Genomic DNA, 18244 nt, shown 5'->3' on the forward strand with positions numbered 1-18244 from the left:
AGGCGGCCTTTAAGGGCGGACTTGAGGGCGCCGGTGGCGCGTTTGTGCGCAAGCTCACCGCCGCCGTCGACCGTTATGTCGCCACGGGACTGATCTGTGCCCTACACTTGAACTATCCCCCACTCCGGAAATCCCTTTTTCCTGCCCAATTCTTGAGGCAGGACTGGTCAGTGTTGGGGCCCGCAAAATGTGTGTGGGCAGTTTCATAGGGAGAGCCGGGCGAAGAAAACGCTGTACAGACTGCTGAGATAGCAGCCAAGAGATGCAGCGGGAAGTCCTGCCATGGGATTGCGACAGCGCCGGACTTCTTGCGAGCACCAGAGCCTCCTGGTTCTTTTGCCCGCAACGTGTACTGCGGCCAAGCCCAACCGGGCCGCGCCGACTGGCCCCCTATGGATGAGGAAACTTTCCCCTATGCCCGAAAACCTGAACGACCCGTTCGCCGCCGAGTCTGCCGAAGCAGCAGAGACCGCCGTCGAAACCGCACCCGCCGCTGAGTTCATCGAACCTGCTGCACCCGTTGAGGCCCCGGCCGAGGCTGAGGCGCCCGTTGAGGCTTCCGCCAAGGCCGAAGCGCCTGCCGCGGCACATGCTGAAGCACCCGCCGAAGACGAGGAAGACGGCATCCGCTTCGTCGACCTCGGAATCGACCCCCGCGTCCTGGCCGCACTGCAGGACGTCGGCTACGAGAAGCCGTCCCCGATCCAGGCAGCAACCATTCCGCTGCTGCTCGAAGGCCGCGACGTCGTTGGCCTCGCCCAGACCGGCACCGGTAAGACTGCAGCTTTCGCAGTACCGGCACTGTCCCGCCTGGCCGAACTCCACGACCTCAACGGCCCTTCCCGCAAGACCCAGGCACTGGTTCTCGCTCCGACCCGCGAGCTTGCGCTCCAGGTTGCCGAGGCCTTCACCTCGTACGCCAAGCACATCGATGACTTCACGGTCCTCCCCGTCTACGGTGGCTCCGCCTATGGCCCGCAGCTTGCCGGCCTTCGCCGCGGTGCACAGGTTGTTGTCGGTACCCCGGGCCGCGTCATCGACCACATCTCCAAGGGTTCCCTGGACCTGTCCGAGCTGCAGTACCTCGTACTGGACGAAGCCGACGAGATGCTCCGCATGGGCTTCGCCGAGGACGTAGAGCAGATCTTCCAGCAGACCCCGGAAGACCGCCAGGTTGCGCTGTTCTCTGCCACCATGCCGAGCCAGATCCGCCGCATGTCCAAGCAGTACCTGAACAACCCGGCCGAAATCTCCGTCAAGTCCAAGACCACCACCGGCGCCAACACCCGCCAGCGGTACTTGCAGGTCATGGGCCCGCACAAGCTCGACGCGCTGACCCGCATCCTCGAGGTGGAAGAGTTCGACGGCGTTATCGCCTTCGTGCGCACCAAGATGGCTACCGAGGACCTTGCCGACAAGCTGAAGTCCCGCGGCTTCCAGGCTGCCGCCATCAACGGCGACATTCCGCAGCAGCAGCGCGAACGGACTGTCGACGCGCTGAAGGAAGGCCGCATCGACATCCTGGTGGCCACCGACGTCGCGGCCCGTGGCCTTGACGTTGAGCGCATCAGCCACGTGGTCAACTACGACATCCCGCACGACACCGAGTCCTACGTCCACCGCATCGGCCGTACCGGCCGTGCAGGCCGTAGCGGCGACGCCATCCTGTTCATGACGCCGCGGGAGAAGTACCTGCTGCGTTCGATCGAGAAGGCCACCCGCCAGCCGGTTGAGCAGATGCACCTGCCCACCGCCGAGACCGTCAACACCTTGCGCCTTGGCAAGTTCGCCGACAAGATCACGGAGACCCTCGAATCCGAGGACGTTGCCGCGTTCCGCGACTTGATCTCTTCCTACGAAGAGGAGCACAACGTTCCGGCTTCGGAGATCGCCGCTGCACTGGCCGTCATGGCACAGGGCGGCCAGCCGCTCCTGGTCAAGGAACTGCCGGCTGCACCGGAATTCCAGAAGCGCGAGCGCTCCAAGGACGGCTTCGGTTCCCGTGGCCCGACCCGCGCCCTGACCGAGGGCAACGCCACCTACCGGATCGCCGTCGGACGCCGTCAGCGCGTCATGCCCGGTTCGATCGTTGGCGCCATCGCCAACGAAGGCGGCATCTCCTCGGCACAGATCGGCGGCATCGACATCCGCTCGGACCACTCCCTGGTGGAGCTCCCGGCGGACCTGAGCCCCGAGCAACTGCGCGCACTGTCCCGCACCCGGATCGGCGGCGAGCTGATCCACCTCGAGCTGGACAACGGCCGCAAGCCGGCGTCTGACCGTGGCGGCGAGCGTGGCGGTTACTCCGGTGGCAGCCGCGGCGGCGACCGTGGCGGCTACTCCGGTGGGGACCGTGGCGGAAACTTCAAGGGCAACGGTGGCTTCAAGAAGGAGTTCCGTAAGACTGAAGGCGACCGCGGCGGCTACGCCGGCGGCGAGCGTTCCTCCGCTGACCGCGGCGGCCGTTCCTACAGCGAGCGCAGCAGCGCCGGTACCGGAACGGGTAGCTACGGCGACCGCGGCGCACGCAAGCCGCGCACTGGCGGCGACGCAGGCAACCGCGATTTCAACCGCAAGGGTAAGTGGTAAACAGGACTAGTTCCTGGGTTCCTCGTCAGAGGCCGGCTTTCGAGCCGGCCTCTGGCTGTTTAACGGCGGTCTGGGTTTAGCGGGGACACGTGCCGTTCGTGGCTGTACCGTCCTCCCCATGTTTGCCAGCCCGAAGGTCCAGGATTGACCGGCTCGCCGTGTCGCAGACGCATTCCCAGGCCAAACATGGGGAAGACGAGCGGCCCCTGGGTGTGGAAAGGTGGGTTCATGGGTTTCCTCGATGGGTTGAAGAAGAACCTCGGCTTCGACAAGCTGGAGAAGGACGCGTCTGGACGGCCCTCGGAGGCCCCGCAGGAGGGCGCCGACGCCTCAACGGGGGAGATGGTCCAAAGTCTCCCGCCGGAGCCGTCTGCGGAAGCTCTCGCGGCTCCAGACCCCGCAGTGCCCGACGCCGGTGCTCCCGCCGCCGGCGCAGGGCAGGTCACCGAAGTGGTAGTGGAAGCAGACGATACCTTGAGCGGGATCGCCATGCAGTTCGGGGTCGACTTGGATGCCCTGATCGCTGCGAACGCGGATACGGTGCCAAACCCGGACCACATCTACCCTGGACAAGTCCTGCGCCTGCCCTGATTCAGACCCTTTCAGGCTCAAGAATCCGGCGTAGATGCAAATTGTGTCGGGGCCGTATTTCCCTGTCCCGCAGCCGATTTGTGGCCTGAGAAATCGTCCGGTAGAGTATTTACTCGTTGCCCCCCTAGCTCAGTGGTAGAGCGCGTTCTTGGTAAGAACGAGGTCACCGGATCGATTCCGGTGGGGGGCTCTGAATGAGGGCCTGTGTCAAGGCGGTTTTTGACCGGCTTGGCGCAGGTTTTTCTCATTCGTGGCGGTGTAGCTCAGTTGGTTAGAGCGCACGACTCATAATCGTGAGGTCGGGAGATCGAGCCTCCCCACCGCTACCAAGACAGACCCCCGGAATCCGCGAGATTCCGGGGGTTTTCTCGTCTTCGACGGAGGGGTCGCTCTCATTCGGCTTCCATGCGATTCCCCAGGGATCTATCCTTTTCTCCTGGTCGTGGATGTTTTTTGGATGTTTTTGAAGGCCCGCCGAACCGTTTGGTCGACGAACGGCATCCGTTCACGCGGTTGCATCTTTGAGCGATGTGTGGCACAGCCACCTCTCCGGCATGCTGGGGGACATGTGTGGACGCTACGTGGTTGCTAGGGCAAACGGTGATCTGTTGGCTGCCTTTGCCGTCGAGCAAGCGTATGTCGATGAGTTCGAGCCTTCCTACAACGTGCCCCCGACTGCCACAGTGCCCCTGATTCTGGACCGTTGTTCGGGAGAGGGCGCTCCGGTGGCGAGGAAGCTGGTGACCGCACGGTTGGGCCTCGTGCCATCATGGGGAATGGCTGGATCCGTCTCTGCCCTCGGACCGCCCAGACAAGTGGCTCCGGACCGCAACGATCTTTACGACCGCGGCGTCGGATGCCCTCGGACCCATCCTTGACGGCACGCCGTTGATCGTGCCACCGACATGTTCTCGGACTGGCTCGACCCCGAAACCACGTCAGTGCCCGATGTCCGCGCCCTACTGGATTAAATGCCCGAACCGCACCTCGTTCCACGGGTGGTCAGCGACAGAGTCAACTCGGTGAGAAATAATGGCCCGGAGCTGATCCGACCAGCTGCTTGAGACAGATGATTGCGACCGGATTGACGCGGCGGAACAACCGAAGTCCTCGGTCCTGCCTCTACTCGGGTTCGTCAGCCGGACGGCCTTCCCACTCGCCTGCAAAGTGCCTGTCCAGGATTCCGTGGAGATGTCCGTTCCCTTGCGGCCCCTTCGACTTCGTACAGGACCCCACAGTGCCCTTGTAGGTCGTCGATCCAGCACTGATTCCCCTCTCTCGCGTGGAAATAGACCGCATTGTTCCTTTTTGATCCGCATCCGTGGCCATTGCCGATTCGGGCTAGGTGGCGACCGGAACCGCTGGTGGTCGAAGGACTGGAGACCGTCCTCAAGCGCCGGGTAGACGTAAGCAAAACTAGATGAGGGCCGCCGATGCTGGAATCAGCTTGTTGTCGAACCAATCAGCAAACTGTTCAGCTATCTCAGGTTGATCCTCAATGACGATGGAACTCATCAGCATGTGCGTCTCAGCTGTGGGGGTGAAACTAATGGATATGTGTCGACGGTCGATTATCAGGTAGTCCATGCCGACCGGGTTCTCCTGGTCAATAAGTCGGACTGACACAAATTGCCCCACCCCTTTTCGGCGGTAAATTTCATGGCGTTCGCGAACTAAGTCTTCGAAGTTGGTGGGAAGGGCCGACTTTTGCATTACGAGGATGACTACCATGCTCGCAGGTTTTCCTTGCTTGCTAAGCTTTTGAAGGCGTGCAGCAACAGCGTCAGCAAACGCCTTAGGGGCCTTCATACTGTCGCCCACCAACACCGACCTAATTCGCGTCTCTGCTTGGCCTACAAGTCGTATGCCGTCCTTGTAAATTTCTTCCTTCCCCTGAACTCGCCGGGTCACCGCCGTATTGGTAAGAAAGGCTTCGATTGCGCTGATCGCAGACTCGGTTCTCCCGAGAGTAGTCGCGCGTTCGATCCCAATCCCCGTCGCCAGTACCCCAAGGATTAGAAGTCCTATCAGGGCTGGATCTTTTGTGAAGAATTCAACCCCTACTAGGTCGAATACGAAGACGACCACGCCTGCCACCCCTGCGAAGATCAACAAGTACGTGGGAAGAGTCTTGACTGCGCGCTTCACGTTGGCCTCTTTTTTGGCCGTCTCGAGCTGTCGGCGGCCTTTCACTGGCTAGTCGGATGTTTGCTCATGATAGACCCGGCTTTGGCCGGCGTCAGCAGTTACCGACTTCCTTGGTTGATGCTTTTCTCCGGGGGACCGCGGGTGCTGAGGTCCCAGGCGTTGCTGGCTTGGAGGGACATGCCGCGGGGGCCGGTGCGGCGGGTGGTGCCTTCGATGAGCAGCAGGTTCGTGGAGAACAGGATGGGCGGGTCGACTTTTTCCTGGGCGTCGCTGAAGAAGGTGGCGTCGACGCACCCGGTGCCGTCGTCGATGCTGATGAAGACGACGCGTTTGCCGCCGCGCATGGGTGGTGTCTGGGTGGCGACCCGGATCCCTGCGACGAGGACTTTGGTGCCGTTGCGTAGGGTCAGGAGGTCTTGGGCTTTGGTGACGCCGAGCCGGTCCAGGAGCGGCCGGTAGGAGTCGATGAGGTGGTGGCTGACGTCCAGGGCCAGGATGTCCAGTTCCTCCCGGGTGATCTCCAAATCGGTCAGTTCGGGCATGCCTTCCGGGATCGTGGGTGCGTCGATGGCCGGGAGCGGGAGGGCGAGCTGGCCGGGGATGACCTGCAGCCGTTTGGCGGTGCGGGTGGCTTGGTTCCGGGCGGCGATCGCCGGGCGCGTCCGTTTGCTCTGCCCGGTGTATAGAGAATCCAGGGCGCCGACGAGGGCCAGGCTCTGCACCGTGGATGCCCGGAGGCGTGCGCGTTCCTTCAGGTCCGTCATGGAGTCGAAGGGCCGTTCGGTGAGGATGCGGTGGATTTCGCGGACTTGGATGCCTTTCACGTCGGCCAGGGACATGCGGATCCCCAGCCGGCCGTCCGGGGCCGGTTCGGTGACGTATTCGTCGGTGGAGCGGTTGACGTCCAGGGGCAGGATCGGGATGCCAAGGCGGCGGGCTTCGGCGACGAGGAGGCGTCTGGGGTACATGCCGGGGTCGTGGGTCCATAGCCCGGCCATGAACTGCACCGGGTAGTGGGTTTTCAGCCAGGCCGACTGGAAGGTGGGTTTGGCGAAGGCGGCGCCGTGGGCGCGGCAGAACCCGAAGGACCCGAAGCCTTTCACGACGCCCCAGACCTTCTCAACCACCTGCGGTGGGTAGCCGCGTTCGGCGGCTTTCTCGTGGAAGAACTTTTCGACGCCGGGGAGGCGGTCCTCGTCGGACAGGAAGCGCCGGAGCACGTCGGCGTAGGCGAGCCCGCAGCCGGTGAACGTGTCGATGATCCGCATGAGTTGTTCGTGGAAGACCACGATCCCGTAGGTGTTCCGCAGGAAGGGTTCCAGGTCCGGGTGCAGCTGCTCGACCGTTTCCCAGCCGCCGCGCCGGTTCAGGAACGGCTTGACCATCTCGGCCTGCATGGGGCCCGGGCGGAAGAGGCTAATGTCGGTGATCAGGTCATCGAACACGGCCGGCTGGAGTTTGCCGACGAGTTCGCGCTGGCCCGGGGACTCGATCTGGAAACACCCCAGCGTGTGGGTGGACCTGATCAGCTCGAAGGTCCGTTCGTCGTCCAGGGGCACTCCCTCGAGATCGACGGTCTCCCCCGTGGTGCGTCGGATTTCGGTGACGGCGTAGGCCATCGCCGACTGCATCCTGACCCCGAGGACGTCGAGTTTGATCATGCCCATCGGGTCCATGTCGTGCTTGTCGTACTGGGACATCGGCAAGCCCATCCCGGACGGCTGCACCGGCGTCCGGTCCAGGAGGGACGTGTCCGAGAGAATCACCCCGCAGGGGTGCATGGAGATATGCCGGGGCAGCCGGTCCAGGCGCTCGGTGATGTCCACCAGCAGATCCAGCTGCCGGCTGCCCTCCACCCGTTCGGCCAGGTCCCGCAGTTCGGGTTTCTCGGCCATCGCTTCGCGGAAATGGGAGGCGGAGAAGCGCCAGAGGTTCTTCGCGATCCCGTCGATGTCCTCCGGGTCCATGCCCAGGACCATGCCGGCGTCCCTTGCCGCACCGCGGGCCCGGTAGCCGGACTGCATCGACATCAGGGTGACCCGTTCCGGGCCGAAGCGGGCGAAGATCTCCTGGTAGATGTCGTGGCGGCGGGCGGACTCGACGTCGATGTCCACGTCCGGCAGCGTCCGGCGCCGGGTGCTCAGGAACCGTTCGAAGAGCAGGTCGTGGCGGATCGGGTCGACAAACGAAATGCCCAGGGCGTAGTTGACCAGGGACCCGGCCCCGGAGCCGCGGGCCGCGGAGCGGATGCCCATGTCCCGGATGAGCCGGGCGACCTCGGCCACGGTCAGGAAGTAAGACGCGAACCCGAGATCGGCGATCGTGTCCATCTCCAGCCGCAGCCGCGACTCCACCACCTCCAAAGCAGCGTGATCAGCGCCCGTGTAGAGGGTGTTGACCCCGGCCCGGGCGCGTTCCCACAGCACGGTGAGGGGGTCGCCGGTGATGCCGATGATGGAGGCTTCGGGCATGACCGGGACGCCCCAGCCGGCATCACTGACGGGGTCGATCCGGCACCGGTCCGCCAGAGCCTCGGTTTCGGACAGGAGGGCTTTGGCGGCTGCGGCGCCGGCCTGGCCGATCGCGGCGATCTCAAAGGCGAGGGCCTGCATCATTGGTCCGGGTTTGAGCCAGGCCTGGGCCGTGGGCTGGACCCCGGTTTCGTCCAGGCGCCGCAGCGCCCGTGCGGCATCCAGGATGTCCGCGGTGATCGCCTCGTCCGGGAGAACGTAGCGGACCGCGTTGCTCAGCACCGCCTTCACCTGGGCCCTGCCGGCGAGTCGGAGCATCCTTGTCGCGTGGGTGTGGCTGGACGGCAGCCCCGGCGCGGACAGGTGGGAGACGACCTCGACCCGCAACGCCTCCCTGGGCAGGACGGCGAGCCACTGGTCGACCAGGGCCATGCCGTCGCCGCGGGTCCCGACCTTGAGTCCGACGTCGGAGAGCGGCCCCAGAAGCACGGTCCCGACCGGGCCGGCATCGGTGAGGAGGTGCGCGGCGATCTCGGCCCGGGTCACGGCGACGGTCTTGCGGGCGTGGGCTGCCGAGACCAGCCGGCACAGGGCAGCGTAGCCGGCTCCCTGGTTGTGTCCGTGGGCCAGGACCACGACCCGCCCACCCACGCTCCCGGTGTCGTCGAGGACGGCGAGCTCCACGCCGAGGATCGGATCGATTCCGGCCGCGACGCAGGCACCGATGTGCTTGGGGATCCCGTAGAGGCCGTCACGGTCGGTCACGGCCAGGGCGTCCGCTCCGCCGGCCTTCGCCGCTGCCGCCAGGGTGTCCGGCCAGTCCACCCCGTAATGGGCGGAAAACGCCGATGCGGCGTGCAAATGAGTGAACATCGAGACTTCTAGCCCAGGATGCGGGCCAGCACCCAATCAGCATCGTCACGGACCAGCTCGAACACCCGCTCGGCCGAACGGCCGCGCCCGGCCGCGGTGATCCGCCAGGTCTCCGTCTCCAGCACCTGCGGGCCGATGCCCTTCTGAATGCGGGACTGCTCGACCCACCAAGGGCGCCTGGTGTAGAACCGCAGAGGTGTCTCGGTGCTCCGGTACTGCTGGTCCCGCCACGCAAACCCAAAGGGCCTGCCGTCCGGAGTCGTTCGCACTACCACAGGCTCATCAATCTCGAGCATTAGAACACACTTTCTAGTCAATAATCTCTTAATAGAATATGTATTCGATGCTAAGCGTCACCACCGACACTTGACTCGGGCCCGTCCGCCCATTCGACGTTGTTCGGATATATGGACTGTCCGGCCTGCCTTGGCCCTCGGATGGTCCGTGCCGAACGGCATGGGATAGCCCGACGCCTATAACTGCCGCGGCCCAAAGAGACGTTGCGGCGTCTGCGCTGACACGACTCCTACCGCCAGATTCGGAGATGACCAAGTGGCCGAAGATGCGGAGCGGACGGGTGGCTCAGGAACTCGGCAACAGTACAGATCCGGGCGAACCGCAAGTGGATGGCCGTCTGGTCGTGCTGCAAGAGTATGCTTGTGGATCGTGAACGATGCGGACTTTACCCTCTTTGACCTCGATATCCCTGACTCTTCAGCACCGGTGGAGAAGTACATAAGCGCCGATCAGATTCAGAGACTTCAGGCCGCCTTCAAGGAAGCCGGACTGACCAGCACTGAGGGACAGAAGGAGCTCGTTCGCACGTGTGTGGTCAGGCCGGTTGAATCCCTCTTCGACCTGCGGCCGAGTGACCTTCGGCCAATTTTTAATCGTATTTCCGAGCGCGCCTGGGAAAAGCCGAAGTCCATCGGTGGTAGCGCTTGGGACAACCGTGACGAAGAGACTTGGATAGACAAGCTCTAGCAGTACTGATGGGTTCTGAGACGGCCATTGCGGGAAAGGCCGCCGTCGCCACTTCTCTCCAGCGAATCGGCCCTCAGCTGAAGGGTGAATCCGGATTGGCCCAGCGGCTGCGATTTCATCAGTCTTGGTATCGTCTTGAGATTTTGGGTCAAGACGCATTCGGAGAAACGCCGCGGCCGCGCGAACGGCCGCTCGGCAGCATATTAACCGTCGATGCCGGCGCGCGCGGGATGAATTTCACTTCATCGGCGGCTCAAAAACTCTATGCCAGCCGAAGGCTAGATGGGTGGGGTCTTGATCCAATCCGCTGCACTCGATACCTAGTTTCGAGTCAAGCGTTGATGCTGAACGTGATGGGGCCCCTGGTTCAGGATTTCGCGTGGCTCACCCGAACACTTGGACGAGTGACTGGGCGATCTAAAGACTTCTTGGGCGTGAATGCTGTGAAGATCGAGTTTGCCCCAGCCAAGCGTTCGGAGTTCCTTGGAGATATGACTCGTGTTGATGCGTTCATTGTCGCCGAGACGCGAAGCGGGGCAGAAGGGATCGTGCTTGAGTTCAAGTACGCCGACAGGTTCAACAGCCGCCGTCTCGTCCTGTCCGGAAATCCAGCCTACGAGTCGCTAGACGAGGCCACAGGCCTATGGAAGAAGTGCGCCGCGGCGCTAGCAGATTCTGCCGTCAACCAACTCGTTCGTTGCCACGCTCTGGGAGCAGCAGTGATGTTCAATCTTCACGCGAGCATGCGCACGACGCTGTTGGCCATACATCACGATTACGACTCGGCCGCCATGATGAACGTCGAGAAGTATCGCAGTCACGTTTCCGAACCGGAGCGGGTTCGAGGACTCACCATTTCAGGATTTCTCGCTGCCATGGCAGCGGAAGCTTCGTCTGAAGTCGAGGTCGCGGAGGTGGACCGTCTCAGAATTAGGTATGTGGACTTGGCTGGTAGCGCTCGGTCTTGGCAGATGTTCCGGGGGGCGGCGTCACAGAGTCACTGACCGGCCGTTATTTGTCGCAGGTGCTCGAGACCGCTAAATGGTGGGCCCGGCTCAGCGAGTTTTTCTTGCGGTAAAGCCAACAGAGCGCGCAGCCAACCTTCCAAATGACTCTTGTTTCCTGGCAGAAACGGGATCGCCCCAATGCCTAGGGCATCAAGAGCCATGGCAAGTCCTGAGTCGGCGAATGCCTCACTGTCGTCCCTGTTTAGTGGATATAGCGCCACGCCCTTCACGACAGGTCGTGACCTAGTAGCTGCGCCTGAGCCGACGACGATGGCATCTCTATAGCGATGCAGTGCGTTGATTGCATCGGGTGGCGGCGCGGCCATTCCGTACTGCGCCTGCATTTCTGCCGAAGCGTCGACTCGATACTTGGCGTCGAGGACGACGTAGAGATCGGGCCAGCCTTCTCGAATGAACCTAAGCGTGATGTCGGGGCGTTGCTGCCCGGTCAAGCCCTTGAACGCCCAGTTATAGACGATCTGGAGCGACCCTTCCCCCTGTGGCAATTGGACGCTGCTGCGACGTCCTTGGGCTAGCCGAACCCTGATCCCCTCTTCGCTCACCGTCAGCAAGTCCTCCAGGTTGGCCTCAGCATCTGAGATTTTGAGAATCAACGTGACCACAGCGATGAAGCACCAAATCTCATACAGGTCGTGCAGGTCGCTAAGCGAGTGGTGCTTGTCCCCAGGGGAGGTTACCGCGAGACCTTGCCGCAGGATCAAGATCGACCTGTAGGCATCTCCATAGCCGGCTGCGGAGTGGAGTTGAAGAGATCCGAAACCAGCGGGTGGAACAGAACCTACATCCTGAAAAATGGGGAGGGCGAGGAGGTCGCCGACCTGCTCCGCCATGAGCCGCACCTCTTCAATCTCAGCGATTAGCCTAACTGGGGTGGAGTGGTTTCGGTTTTGTGCAGCTTGGACCTGGACGTCCATGGCTTGCGTTATCTCGGTTAGTTGGCTCAGCGTTCGGGCAAGAGCGTGGCGCAGCCAGCGGTGCTCCGGTGTGTCTAAGGTTTCCATGCGATTGTTGCTCTGCACGAATTGCTTCACGGGCCCAAGTCCTGCGTAGTAGAGAGACTGCCCTGCACCCGCTCCGGTCAGGATTGACTTCCGCGCAGTCGAATCATTGGCACGGACGTCTTCTATTCGGCTCAACGCCGTTGTGCGGGAAAGGGTGCGCCGGGGGTGAGTGTTAACGTAACGAATAGCCTGATCGAGATTCTGAATCTCGTTGCGAAGTAGCGTTATCCATTCCAAATTTGACTGAGAATCGACGTCCACGGCTTGACTGCTCCGGTAAGTGGACCGCATGTACTCCAAAGCTAGTCCCCTGGAGGCTTGCGCTACATCGACGAGGAGGCCCTGGTAATCCTCGGCGTAGTCGATTTTGGTAGGGAACACCTCAAGAGTCACACTCAACCTATGGGCCCCGACTAAGACAGCGAAGGTGCAAAGACCGACTTGTCTCCCGAAGGAGAATGGGCCTGAAACCGAGCCGCTGTCCTCATACGCATCTACATCTTTAAAAAGGAGGGCATTTCTGTGGACCAGACGGGGCTGCGCCCCCGCATGTTTAGTCAGCACCCGGATCTTATACAACGCATCCTCAAAAAATGCTGGCGCAGTACCAACGCCAGGCGGCTGCCACTCGCCCGCGGCCCCGACGGAGACAGAAACTCTGCCATCGGTTGAATCCACTGTGAACAACGGAGGACTATCAGCATGCCTTCTGCCTAAGGTTGAGCGGCCGGACTTGGGTCCACGGATCTCGACTACAGCGAAATCTGTAGACACTTGGACGAGAAGGTCAGACGCCACTTTTATATCCAGAAGTTCGCGAAGCCCGATTCCTTCAACCGGCTTTGCATCAGTTTCAGCCGCTTCTCGCAGAAGGGAAAACCTGTAAATCGGCCGGCTCCGAAGGTCCCGTCATTTGCTGCAGTGTCCGGCGCTGACCACGCCAGTAGTGCCTCTAAGACGTTTCGAATGCTTGGGCCGCTCCCCTGGATCCTCGGCAGGACTTTCATGGCGATGGCTACGTCGAGAGGATCGACCGTTCCCGATTCGGCCGTGGCAAATTGTTCAGGGCATTTTTCTGCCTCAAGGCAGAACATAGCTACCTCGTCACGTACCCGGTATCCAACTTGGAGCTGTGCCCCCGTTAAGGCTTCGTTGACCGATGACAGAGCAGTGATGACTCTATTCACCTCAGGGTTCCCCTTGTTAGGATGACCGCTCAACCTGAGGGCCGCAGGCGCCCACTTCTGGCTGGGCCATCGTTCTGTCGCTGGCTGGTCGACGTCGATTGAACCGATTGACGATAAGTCCACGGTAGAAAATTCAATTACGAACGCCCTGTCCAAGACCTTCTTGGAAAAACCAAAGGTCGTCTCGTCCATATTGACCGAACCGACGATGCACAAGTTCCCCGGAAGGAAGACATTCGTCCATTCCTTCGCAGAGTCTCCAGTGATGTGGGGGAAAAATGGGTAAGTTTCTGTGTCTCCATCGGCGCCCTGTACGCGCTCCTCTATCCTGCTGAGAACTTCCGCTAAATAGTATTCAACCCTCGCTATGTTCATTTCGTCGAGCACAAAGAAGTACTGCCTGTCGGGATTGTCCATGGCTTGACGCGCAAAGCGAAGCAGGTGCCCTGGCTGAAACGTACCGTCCAGAGCGACGTAGCCCAGGAGTTCGCTACTGTCATGCCAATCGGGTCGGACGGGTACCGTTTCACAAACGGCATCAGTTGCATCCGCGACCAGACGGGGAAGCTTCGTCTTACCAGTTCCCGAGATCCCGGCCAGAATGACGAAGGGTTTAGTGCGCACGGCTGAGACATATGTTGCCAATTGCCACGGTTCGAAAGTGAATCCTTGGGCGGCGATGTAGCTTGCCAAGCCTTCGATGTCATTGCTATCGGTTTCCACCTCAACCGCCGACGAGGCAGTAGGCGGAGCCGTCGCGGTGTGAGTAGCAGTTGGCAGGTAAAGAGACGCATCCGCCACGTGCTCAGCAAATTCCGGTGCGAAAGCTTCTTCCGTTTCTGAGGTAGCGTCAGAGCGATCGTCAGCAAAGAGAGCGGAAACTTCTATAGCATTCAATTGGGACTCATTCACGAACGTATCAACGACGGTCGTCATCTCAATTTCGGAGCCGAAGCGCTGCTCCAGATCCGTGAACCTATACCACCATACGGCCACATCCGTAAGCCTCGGGAGCTCCGCTCCCCCCTGTTGCGTGGCGGAGAGCACGAAGAACGATCTAAGTTCTTCGCGGGTCAGTGGAGAGAAGGTGAATGCCTTCGGTTTCGTGTCAGGAACCAGGACGAAGGGTTTAATCTGCATGGCCTGCCACCTTGCCACGGTGTCTGAAGGGCCATTGGAGGTGTACTTCTTTGTACGGTAACCGTTTGTCGTGTCGCGGTTAGCGGCAAACGGAACGAAATACGGATTGTCCAAGCTGGGCAGAAGGTCGAATTCTCCTGTGCGGGCAGTCCACTCGTTGATTGCTAACACAAAATCCGCGGAACGAGTGCCTGTCACCACTTCCAGTTGGCTGTCGCCGGCGCCGGGATGAGCATCTTTATTGCGGGCCCATGCACGCTTGAAGATTAGGAAGTCCTGGAGTCGTGTCTGTACACCGGCATCGGACAACCGATCCACAGCCGTTCTAATTCTGTCAGCTGACCAGAACTTACCCATCGGCATTTCCCCAATTCTTATTCGTGTACTACTTCGGAAACGCGATCCTGCGCTAAGTCGCAGTAGTGCGAGCTTATGTCGATCCCCAAGGATCGGTACCCATTCTTTTTAGCGAAAGCCATTGTAGTTCCGGACCCGTTGAATGGGTCGAGAACCACGCCGTTTGGAGGTGTGGTTGCAAGCACCGGAATCCTGACCAGGTCCTCCGAAAAGGACGCCTTATGCGCGGATCCCCCGCTGGACGGACGAGCAGACCACGTGTCCAGTGGAGGTAGTGTCTTCCCTGAAGACATCAGGCGGCCCACCGGATGACGGTCGTAGTAGTACCAACGGCTCTTGGTGAAGTGGAAGACATGCTCGTGCGACACCGAGGATCGATCACGGACCTGGTCTGGGATCGGATTCGGCTTTATCCAGATGTTGTCATTTCTAACAAGCCAGCCAGCATCTTGAAGCGCTATCGCCAGACGGTGGGGAATCATGAGCAGTTGCTTCGGGCGTGTCCAGAGGCCGTCTCCCGGCTTATCTTGGGGGCGGACACCGAAACGGCGTGCACCCTGTTTGGTTTCTCCGCTCTTGTGAGCGCCCTTGCCGCTCCAGTATGTGTCCCCGATGTTGATCCACAAGGAGCCGGTCTCCTTCAGCACCTGCCAGCACAGATCGAAAACCTCCACCAATTCGTCTATGAACTGCTGAGGGCTATCCTCCAGCCCTAGCTGGTCGTCGTGACCATAATCCCTCTGCCCATAATAAGGTGGCGACGTGACAATGCAGTCAACTTGGATCCCCTGATCAATTAGGAATCGAAGCCTCTCCTTGACGTCCCCCTGAAGGATCACGGAGCGCTCGTCCGAATAATGCGCTGCGTTCAACAGCTCATCCGACTGGAACACAGACTGCGGGGTCTCCAGGGGATGGAGTGCCTTGTTTGCAGGGGTCCTCTTTAAGACCCCTCCACGCATGCTTGCGCTGCTTGGCGGGATTACATGGGATACGGCGTTCAGCAATCTGGGGGTCTCCTCTGGGGCGTTAGCCCCAAGTTTATCGTTACGCACACCCGTCTCAGACCCTTGGGCAGAGCCATATGGGTGCCTACGTTCAAGCCGCTTTCAGAATGTGGCAGGCCTCTGACTTTCATCCTCGAAAGGCCGTCATGGCCGGATTCTCGTGGAAGTTGCCGGTAACCTTGGGCGGGGCTGAATGATGCACTTGGCAGACATCGATCGGCGGACCTCATGTAGTCACCACATCGGAGCTGAAGTGAACGTAGTTCTACGGACAGTCCATCGTTCCCGCCGTGCCGTCCGCCATTGCCGCACTCGACACGATGCCGACCCAAGCGGGCCGCAACATTCCCGCTAAACAGACAGTGACTCTCTTGAGACCATACTGTCAAAGCACACCCACGGGGCTTTCCGAACTGCCTACGGTCCGGAAGGTCAAGGAATAGCGCCCTGAACAAGGACGCAGGAGGGACGGAGTCGATGGTCAAATCGGCGGAGAAGGTCGTAGTCGCGAGACTGACACTCAGTGACTGGCAGGCGCTATGGCAAGCTAGCGAAGATGCTAACGACGACGGCTTCGATCACAACCTCCGACACCCGGCCACAACCAAAGTCAAGAGGGTGTCGCTAATATGTGCCGGTAATTCCTTAGTTGCTTTGGGACTCGCTCAAACCAAATGGATGTCCACCAAGCTGGACACGCTGGTGCGTTTCAGTTCAGTTCGCGAGCTACACTCGCCACTGTCCTTAGACGAACTGACTTCCGGAATCGCAGCCACATTGCGGCACTATGCGGAGGCGGCCTTTAGTTCTGGGGGCGTGCTGCCTCCGACTTCAGGGTCTGAGGTCCTTGCAGTCCTCAAGCGTCTACGGCCTGAGGCCGAAGGCATACTTCACACGCTCTTCGGCGCGCAACCGAAGAGCGAATTTGCGGCATCACCCCACAGCCGTCAACTCTTGCTGGAGCAGCGGGATGCCCTGACGCTGGGTCTGGAAGCCGCTGGGTTGGATAGCCGGGCCATAGTCGAGCACTGGCAGCCGAGCGGCGATGCTCCATTTTTGCTCGGGTTACCCGATACCTGGACATCGGAGGCGGCGCTCATCCGCCACGACTTCAGTCATTTTGACGAATGGGCAAACATAGGCGGGACAACGCACGATGTTGTCGAGTTCGTAGATCCCCATGATGTGCATCGCAAGGTGACAGTGATTTACGCCGACAAAGAACCTCTGGAGGAACAGCTTGGGACGGACTTGGTGTATTTTAGACGCGACAGCCCGGGGTACGTCGCTGTTCAGTACAAGCGGCTGAAGAGAGAGCCGACCCAAGGGGAACCTCTAAAGGCCGTCTATCGGCCGGATAAGCAGCTGACGGAAGAGATTCTTCGGATGAGGAAGATACAACTTCAAACGAGTACGTCATCGTTTGAAACGTGGCGGCTCTCTCCAGACCCTTTCTATGTCAAGTTGTGCGATGAACACTTGTTGCGGGCCGATGGAAAGCGTCTCGTTCCGGGGATGTATTTTCCACTCGGACTGTTTGAGATGCTTCTCGAATCTCCCAAGATTCTTGGGCCTGGCGGAGGGAAAGCCATAGCCTGGAACAATGCCGAGCGCTACCTGAGCAATGGGCAATTTCTTGAACTGCTAAAGCACGGGTGGATTGGTTCTGTTGGCGCCACCACAGAAGTGATAACAAAAGTCATTCGGGAGTCTATGGACCGGCAGCGAAGTGTCACTTTGGTCATTGATGACACTGATCAGCAGAAGGCGAAGCCCATCAGACGGAGCTAACTCCGGCCGCGAGTAACCAGTATGTCTGGAGCGTCAGGAATCCTGCTTGTGACCTAGGATTGGAGACTGGTGGCCCAATTGGTCCACAATGGCCGGCCGTGTATGCATCGGCATTGAATTTGGGGGACTAGTGCCGCGTAATTCCAGGACTCTTGCGTTGTTTGTCATGCATGCGAGAGTGCGAGACGATGTAGTCGACTACGATCAATTCTTCTCATGGGTGGCAGAGATGCCGGATCGGAGGTCTCGCATTCAGGTTCGCAGCGACCTAGTTTTCGTCATCTCCGAAGTAAAACGCCAAGGGGAGAAGTACGCGTTCAGCATTGTGAGCGGCGATCCGGAGGAGATTCCTCTTTACTTCAACGAGGAATCCGGCCAGGTAGAAGAGGGCGTGCGGGAACGTTCGACTTGGCCAGCAAGGCAGACACAGGTTGTGGTCGATCCGGAGTCCCGGCTCGTAGCAATTGAGATGCGGCGTGCTGGTGTGGGATCGAGCAACCTGGAACGCTACTTTCGACTGCTCGCCATGGAGCGAGGATTCAGCCGTAACCTCATCTTCGATCTGACCATGCAGCCCAGCACGTCCTTCGAAGAAGAGCTGGACCGCTATGAACGAATTAGGGAGGCGACTGTTGTAATCAGTCGGCCAAACTTCGACTGGGAAGATGCGGAAGACGCTGTCACGGGTCTAGCTGACGTATCGGGAGGACACACCGCCTCTGTAACCGTGAACGCAGCCAGGGGCGAGTCGCTCAGCAGGACTGACGGTCTACTGGCGGTTATACGAGCGCATGTGCGTCGTTCCTTTACCAGCATCACAAACGCGCGCGTTATCGGACAGAAGAGGGGCGACAATCAGGAGACATCGCTGTCGCTAGCCCGTCACCAACTCAAGCGACTCATCGAAGTGCCTACTCGCGAAGAAACGCCGGACGTCAGAGACTTCGTATCGGCAGAGGCTGCGTCCTTCATCGATGAGACGGCGGAAAAGCTGCTGTCCTCAGGGGACGACTATGAACTTGCCTCGCGCAGCGAATAGCAAAAAGCAGGCCAGAGGGTTTTGGAAGCGACAAATCT

13 protein-coding genes and 2 tRNA genes are annotated in these 18244 nt (G+C 60.3%); 9 read left to right on the forward strand and 6 right to left on the reverse strand.

Translation table 11 applies throughout. The annotated features are described in order from the left end of the window. Positions 1-414 precede the first annotated feature (414 nt). From ACSBOX_RS04410 to ACSBOX_RS04430, 5 genes are all read left to right on the forward strand, one after another. On the forward strand, positions 415-2589 hold the full coding sequence (locus ACSBOX_RS04410; protein ID WP_442544979.1) for a DEAD/DEAH box helicase: 2175 nt from the start codon (positions 415-417) through the stop codon (positions 2587-2589). Positions 2590-2817: 228 nt separating this feature from the next. After that, entirely contained in the window at positions 2818-3180 is a 363-nt protein-coding gene (locus ACSBOX_RS04415) for a LysM peptidoglycan-binding domain-containing protein (RefSeq protein ID WP_442544980.1), read from the forward strand. Positions 3181-3298: 118 nt separating this feature from the next. Continuing rightward, positions 3299-3370 (forward strand) — tRNA-Thr (locus ACSBOX_RS04420). Between the two features lie 62 nt (positions 3371-3432). Then, positions 3433-3509: transfer RNA gene (locus tag ACSBOX_RS04425), tRNA-Met, on the forward strand. A gap of 237 nt (positions 3510-3746) precedes the next feature. Beyond that, positions 3747-4058, forward strand: coding sequence for an SOS response-associated peptidase family protein (locus ACSBOX_RS04430; protein ID WP_442545958.1), 312 nt, complete (start codon positions 3747-3749; stop codon positions 4056-4058). 538 nt (positions 4059-4596) lie between these two features. Here the strand turns inward: ACSBOX_RS04430 and ACSBOX_RS04435 are convergent. The 3 genes from ACSBOX_RS04435 to ACSBOX_RS04445 all read right to left on the reverse strand — a co-directional run bounded on the left by ACSBOX_RS04435 (position 4597) and on the right by ACSBOX_RS04445 (position 8968). Then, the gene (locus ACSBOX_RS04435) at positions 4597-5328 is read right to left on the reverse strand and encodes a hypothetical protein (protein WP_442544981.1); all 732 of its coding nucleotides are present in this window, start codon (positions 5326-5328) and stop codon (positions 4597-4599) included. Between the two features lie 98 nt (positions 5329-5426). Next, positions 5427-8672: a DNA polymerase III subunit alpha gene (locus ACSBOX_RS04440; protein ID WP_442544982.1), complete on the reverse strand. Its 3246-nt coding sequence runs from the start codon at positions 8670-8672 to the stop codon at positions 5427-5429. An 8-nt stretch (positions 8673-8680) separates the two neighbouring features. Then, the gene (locus ACSBOX_RS04445; protein ID WP_442544983.1) at positions 8681-8968 is read right to left on the reverse strand and encodes a DUF6504 family protein; all 288 of its coding nucleotides are present in this window, start codon (positions 8966-8968) and stop codon (positions 8681-8683) included. A gap of 370 nt (positions 8969-9338) precedes the next feature. On the opposite strand from ACSBOX_RS04445, the gene ACSBOX_RS04450 reads away from it, so the two are divergent. Both ACSBOX_RS04450 and ACSBOX_RS04455 read left to right on the forward strand, forming a co-directional pair. Further along, positions 9339-9656 carry a hypothetical protein gene (locus ACSBOX_RS04450; protein WP_442544984.1) on the forward strand — a complete coding sequence of 106 codons (318 nt, stop codon included), beginning with the start codon at positions 9339-9341 and terminating at the stop codon, positions 9654-9656. Positions 9657-9664: 8 nt separating this feature from the next. Next, positions 9665-10660 (forward strand): PGN_0703 family putative restriction endonuclease, encoded by a 996-nt coding sequence (locus ACSBOX_RS04455; RefSeq protein ID WP_442544985.1) that lies wholly within the window; start codon positions 9665-9667, stop codon positions 10658-10660. On the opposite strand, the gene ACSBOX_RS04460 is transcribed toward ACSBOX_RS04455, so the two are convergent. Genes ACSBOX_RS04460 through ACSBOX_RS04470 form a run of 3 tightly spaced genes read right to left on the reverse strand, consistent with a single transcriptional unit; the run spans position 10654 to position 15376 of the window. Then, positions 10654-12483, reverse strand: coding sequence for a DUF2357 domain-containing protein (locus tag ACSBOX_RS04460; RefSeq protein WP_442544986.1), 1830 nt, complete (start codon positions 12481-12483; stop codon positions 10654-10656). The two genes, ACSBOX_RS04455 and ACSBOX_RS04460, sit on opposite strands and share 7 nt — an antisense overlap. A 2-nt stretch (positions 12484-12485) precedes the next feature. Continuing rightward, positions 12486-14375: an McrB family protein gene (locus ACSBOX_RS04465; protein ID WP_442544987.1), complete on the reverse strand. Its 1890-nt coding sequence runs from the start codon at positions 14373-14375 to the stop codon at positions 12486-12488. A gap of 11 nt (positions 14376-14386) precedes the next feature. Next, positions 14387-15376, reverse strand: a complete 990-nt coding sequence (locus tag ACSBOX_RS04470) for a DNA-methyltransferase (protein ID WP_442544988.1) — start codon at positions 15374-15376, stop codon at positions 14387-14389. 477 nt (positions 15377-15853) lie between these two features. On the opposite strand from ACSBOX_RS04470, the gene ACSBOX_RS04475 reads away from it, so the two are divergent. Further along, positions 15854-17167, forward strand: a complete 1314-nt coding sequence (locus ACSBOX_RS04475) for a hypothetical protein (protein WP_442544989.1) — start codon at positions 15854-15856, stop codon at positions 17165-17167. Positions 17168-17345: 178 nt separating this feature from the next. After that, entirely contained in the window at positions 17346-18206 is an 861-nt protein-coding gene (locus ACSBOX_RS04480) for a hypothetical protein (protein ID WP_442544990.1), read from the forward strand. The last annotated feature ends 38 nt before the right edge of the window (positions 18207-18244 follow it).

It is taken from the genome of Arthrobacter sp. KN11-1C, from assembly GCF_052180225.1.
Classification (GTDB): Bacteria; Actinomycetota; Actinomycetes; order Actinomycetales; family Micrococcaceae; genus Arthrobacter.

Excerpts from the sequence above, each read along its gene's own strand:
- ACSBOX_RS04440 (WP_442544982.1), bottom strand. The coding sequence starts at position 8,672 with ATGTTCACTCATTTGCACGCCGCATCGGCGTTTTCCGCCCATTACGGG.
- ACSBOX_RS04430 (WP_442545958.1), top strand. The coding sequence starts at position 3,747 with ATGTGTGGACGCTACGTGGTTGCTAGGGCAAACGGTGATCTGTTGGCT.
- ACSBOX_RS04455 (WP_442544985.1), top strand. The coding sequence starts at position 9,665 with ATGGGTTCTGAGACGGCCATTGCGGGAAAGGCCGCCGTCGCCACTTCT.
- ACSBOX_RS04415 (WP_442544980.1), top strand. The coding sequence starts at position 2,818 with ATGGGTTTCCTCGATGGGTTGAAGAAGAACCTCGGCTTCGACAAGCTG.
- ACSBOX_RS04410 (WP_442544979.1), top strand. The coding sequence starts at position 415 with ATGCCCGAAAACCTGAACGACCCGTTCGCCGCCGAGTCTGCCGAAGCA.
- ACSBOX_RS04445 (WP_442544983.1), bottom strand. The coding sequence starts at position 8,968 with ATGCTCGAGATTGATGAGCCTGTGGTAGTGCGAACGACTCCGGACGGC.
- ACSBOX_RS04465 (WP_442544987.1), bottom strand. The coding sequence starts at position 14,375 with ATGCCGATGGGTAAGTTCTGGTCAGCTGACAGAATTAGAACGGCTGTG.
- ACSBOX_RS04475 (WP_442544989.1), top strand. The coding sequence starts at position 15,854 with ATGGTCAAATCGGCGGAGAAGGTCGTAGTCGCGAGACTGACACTCAGT.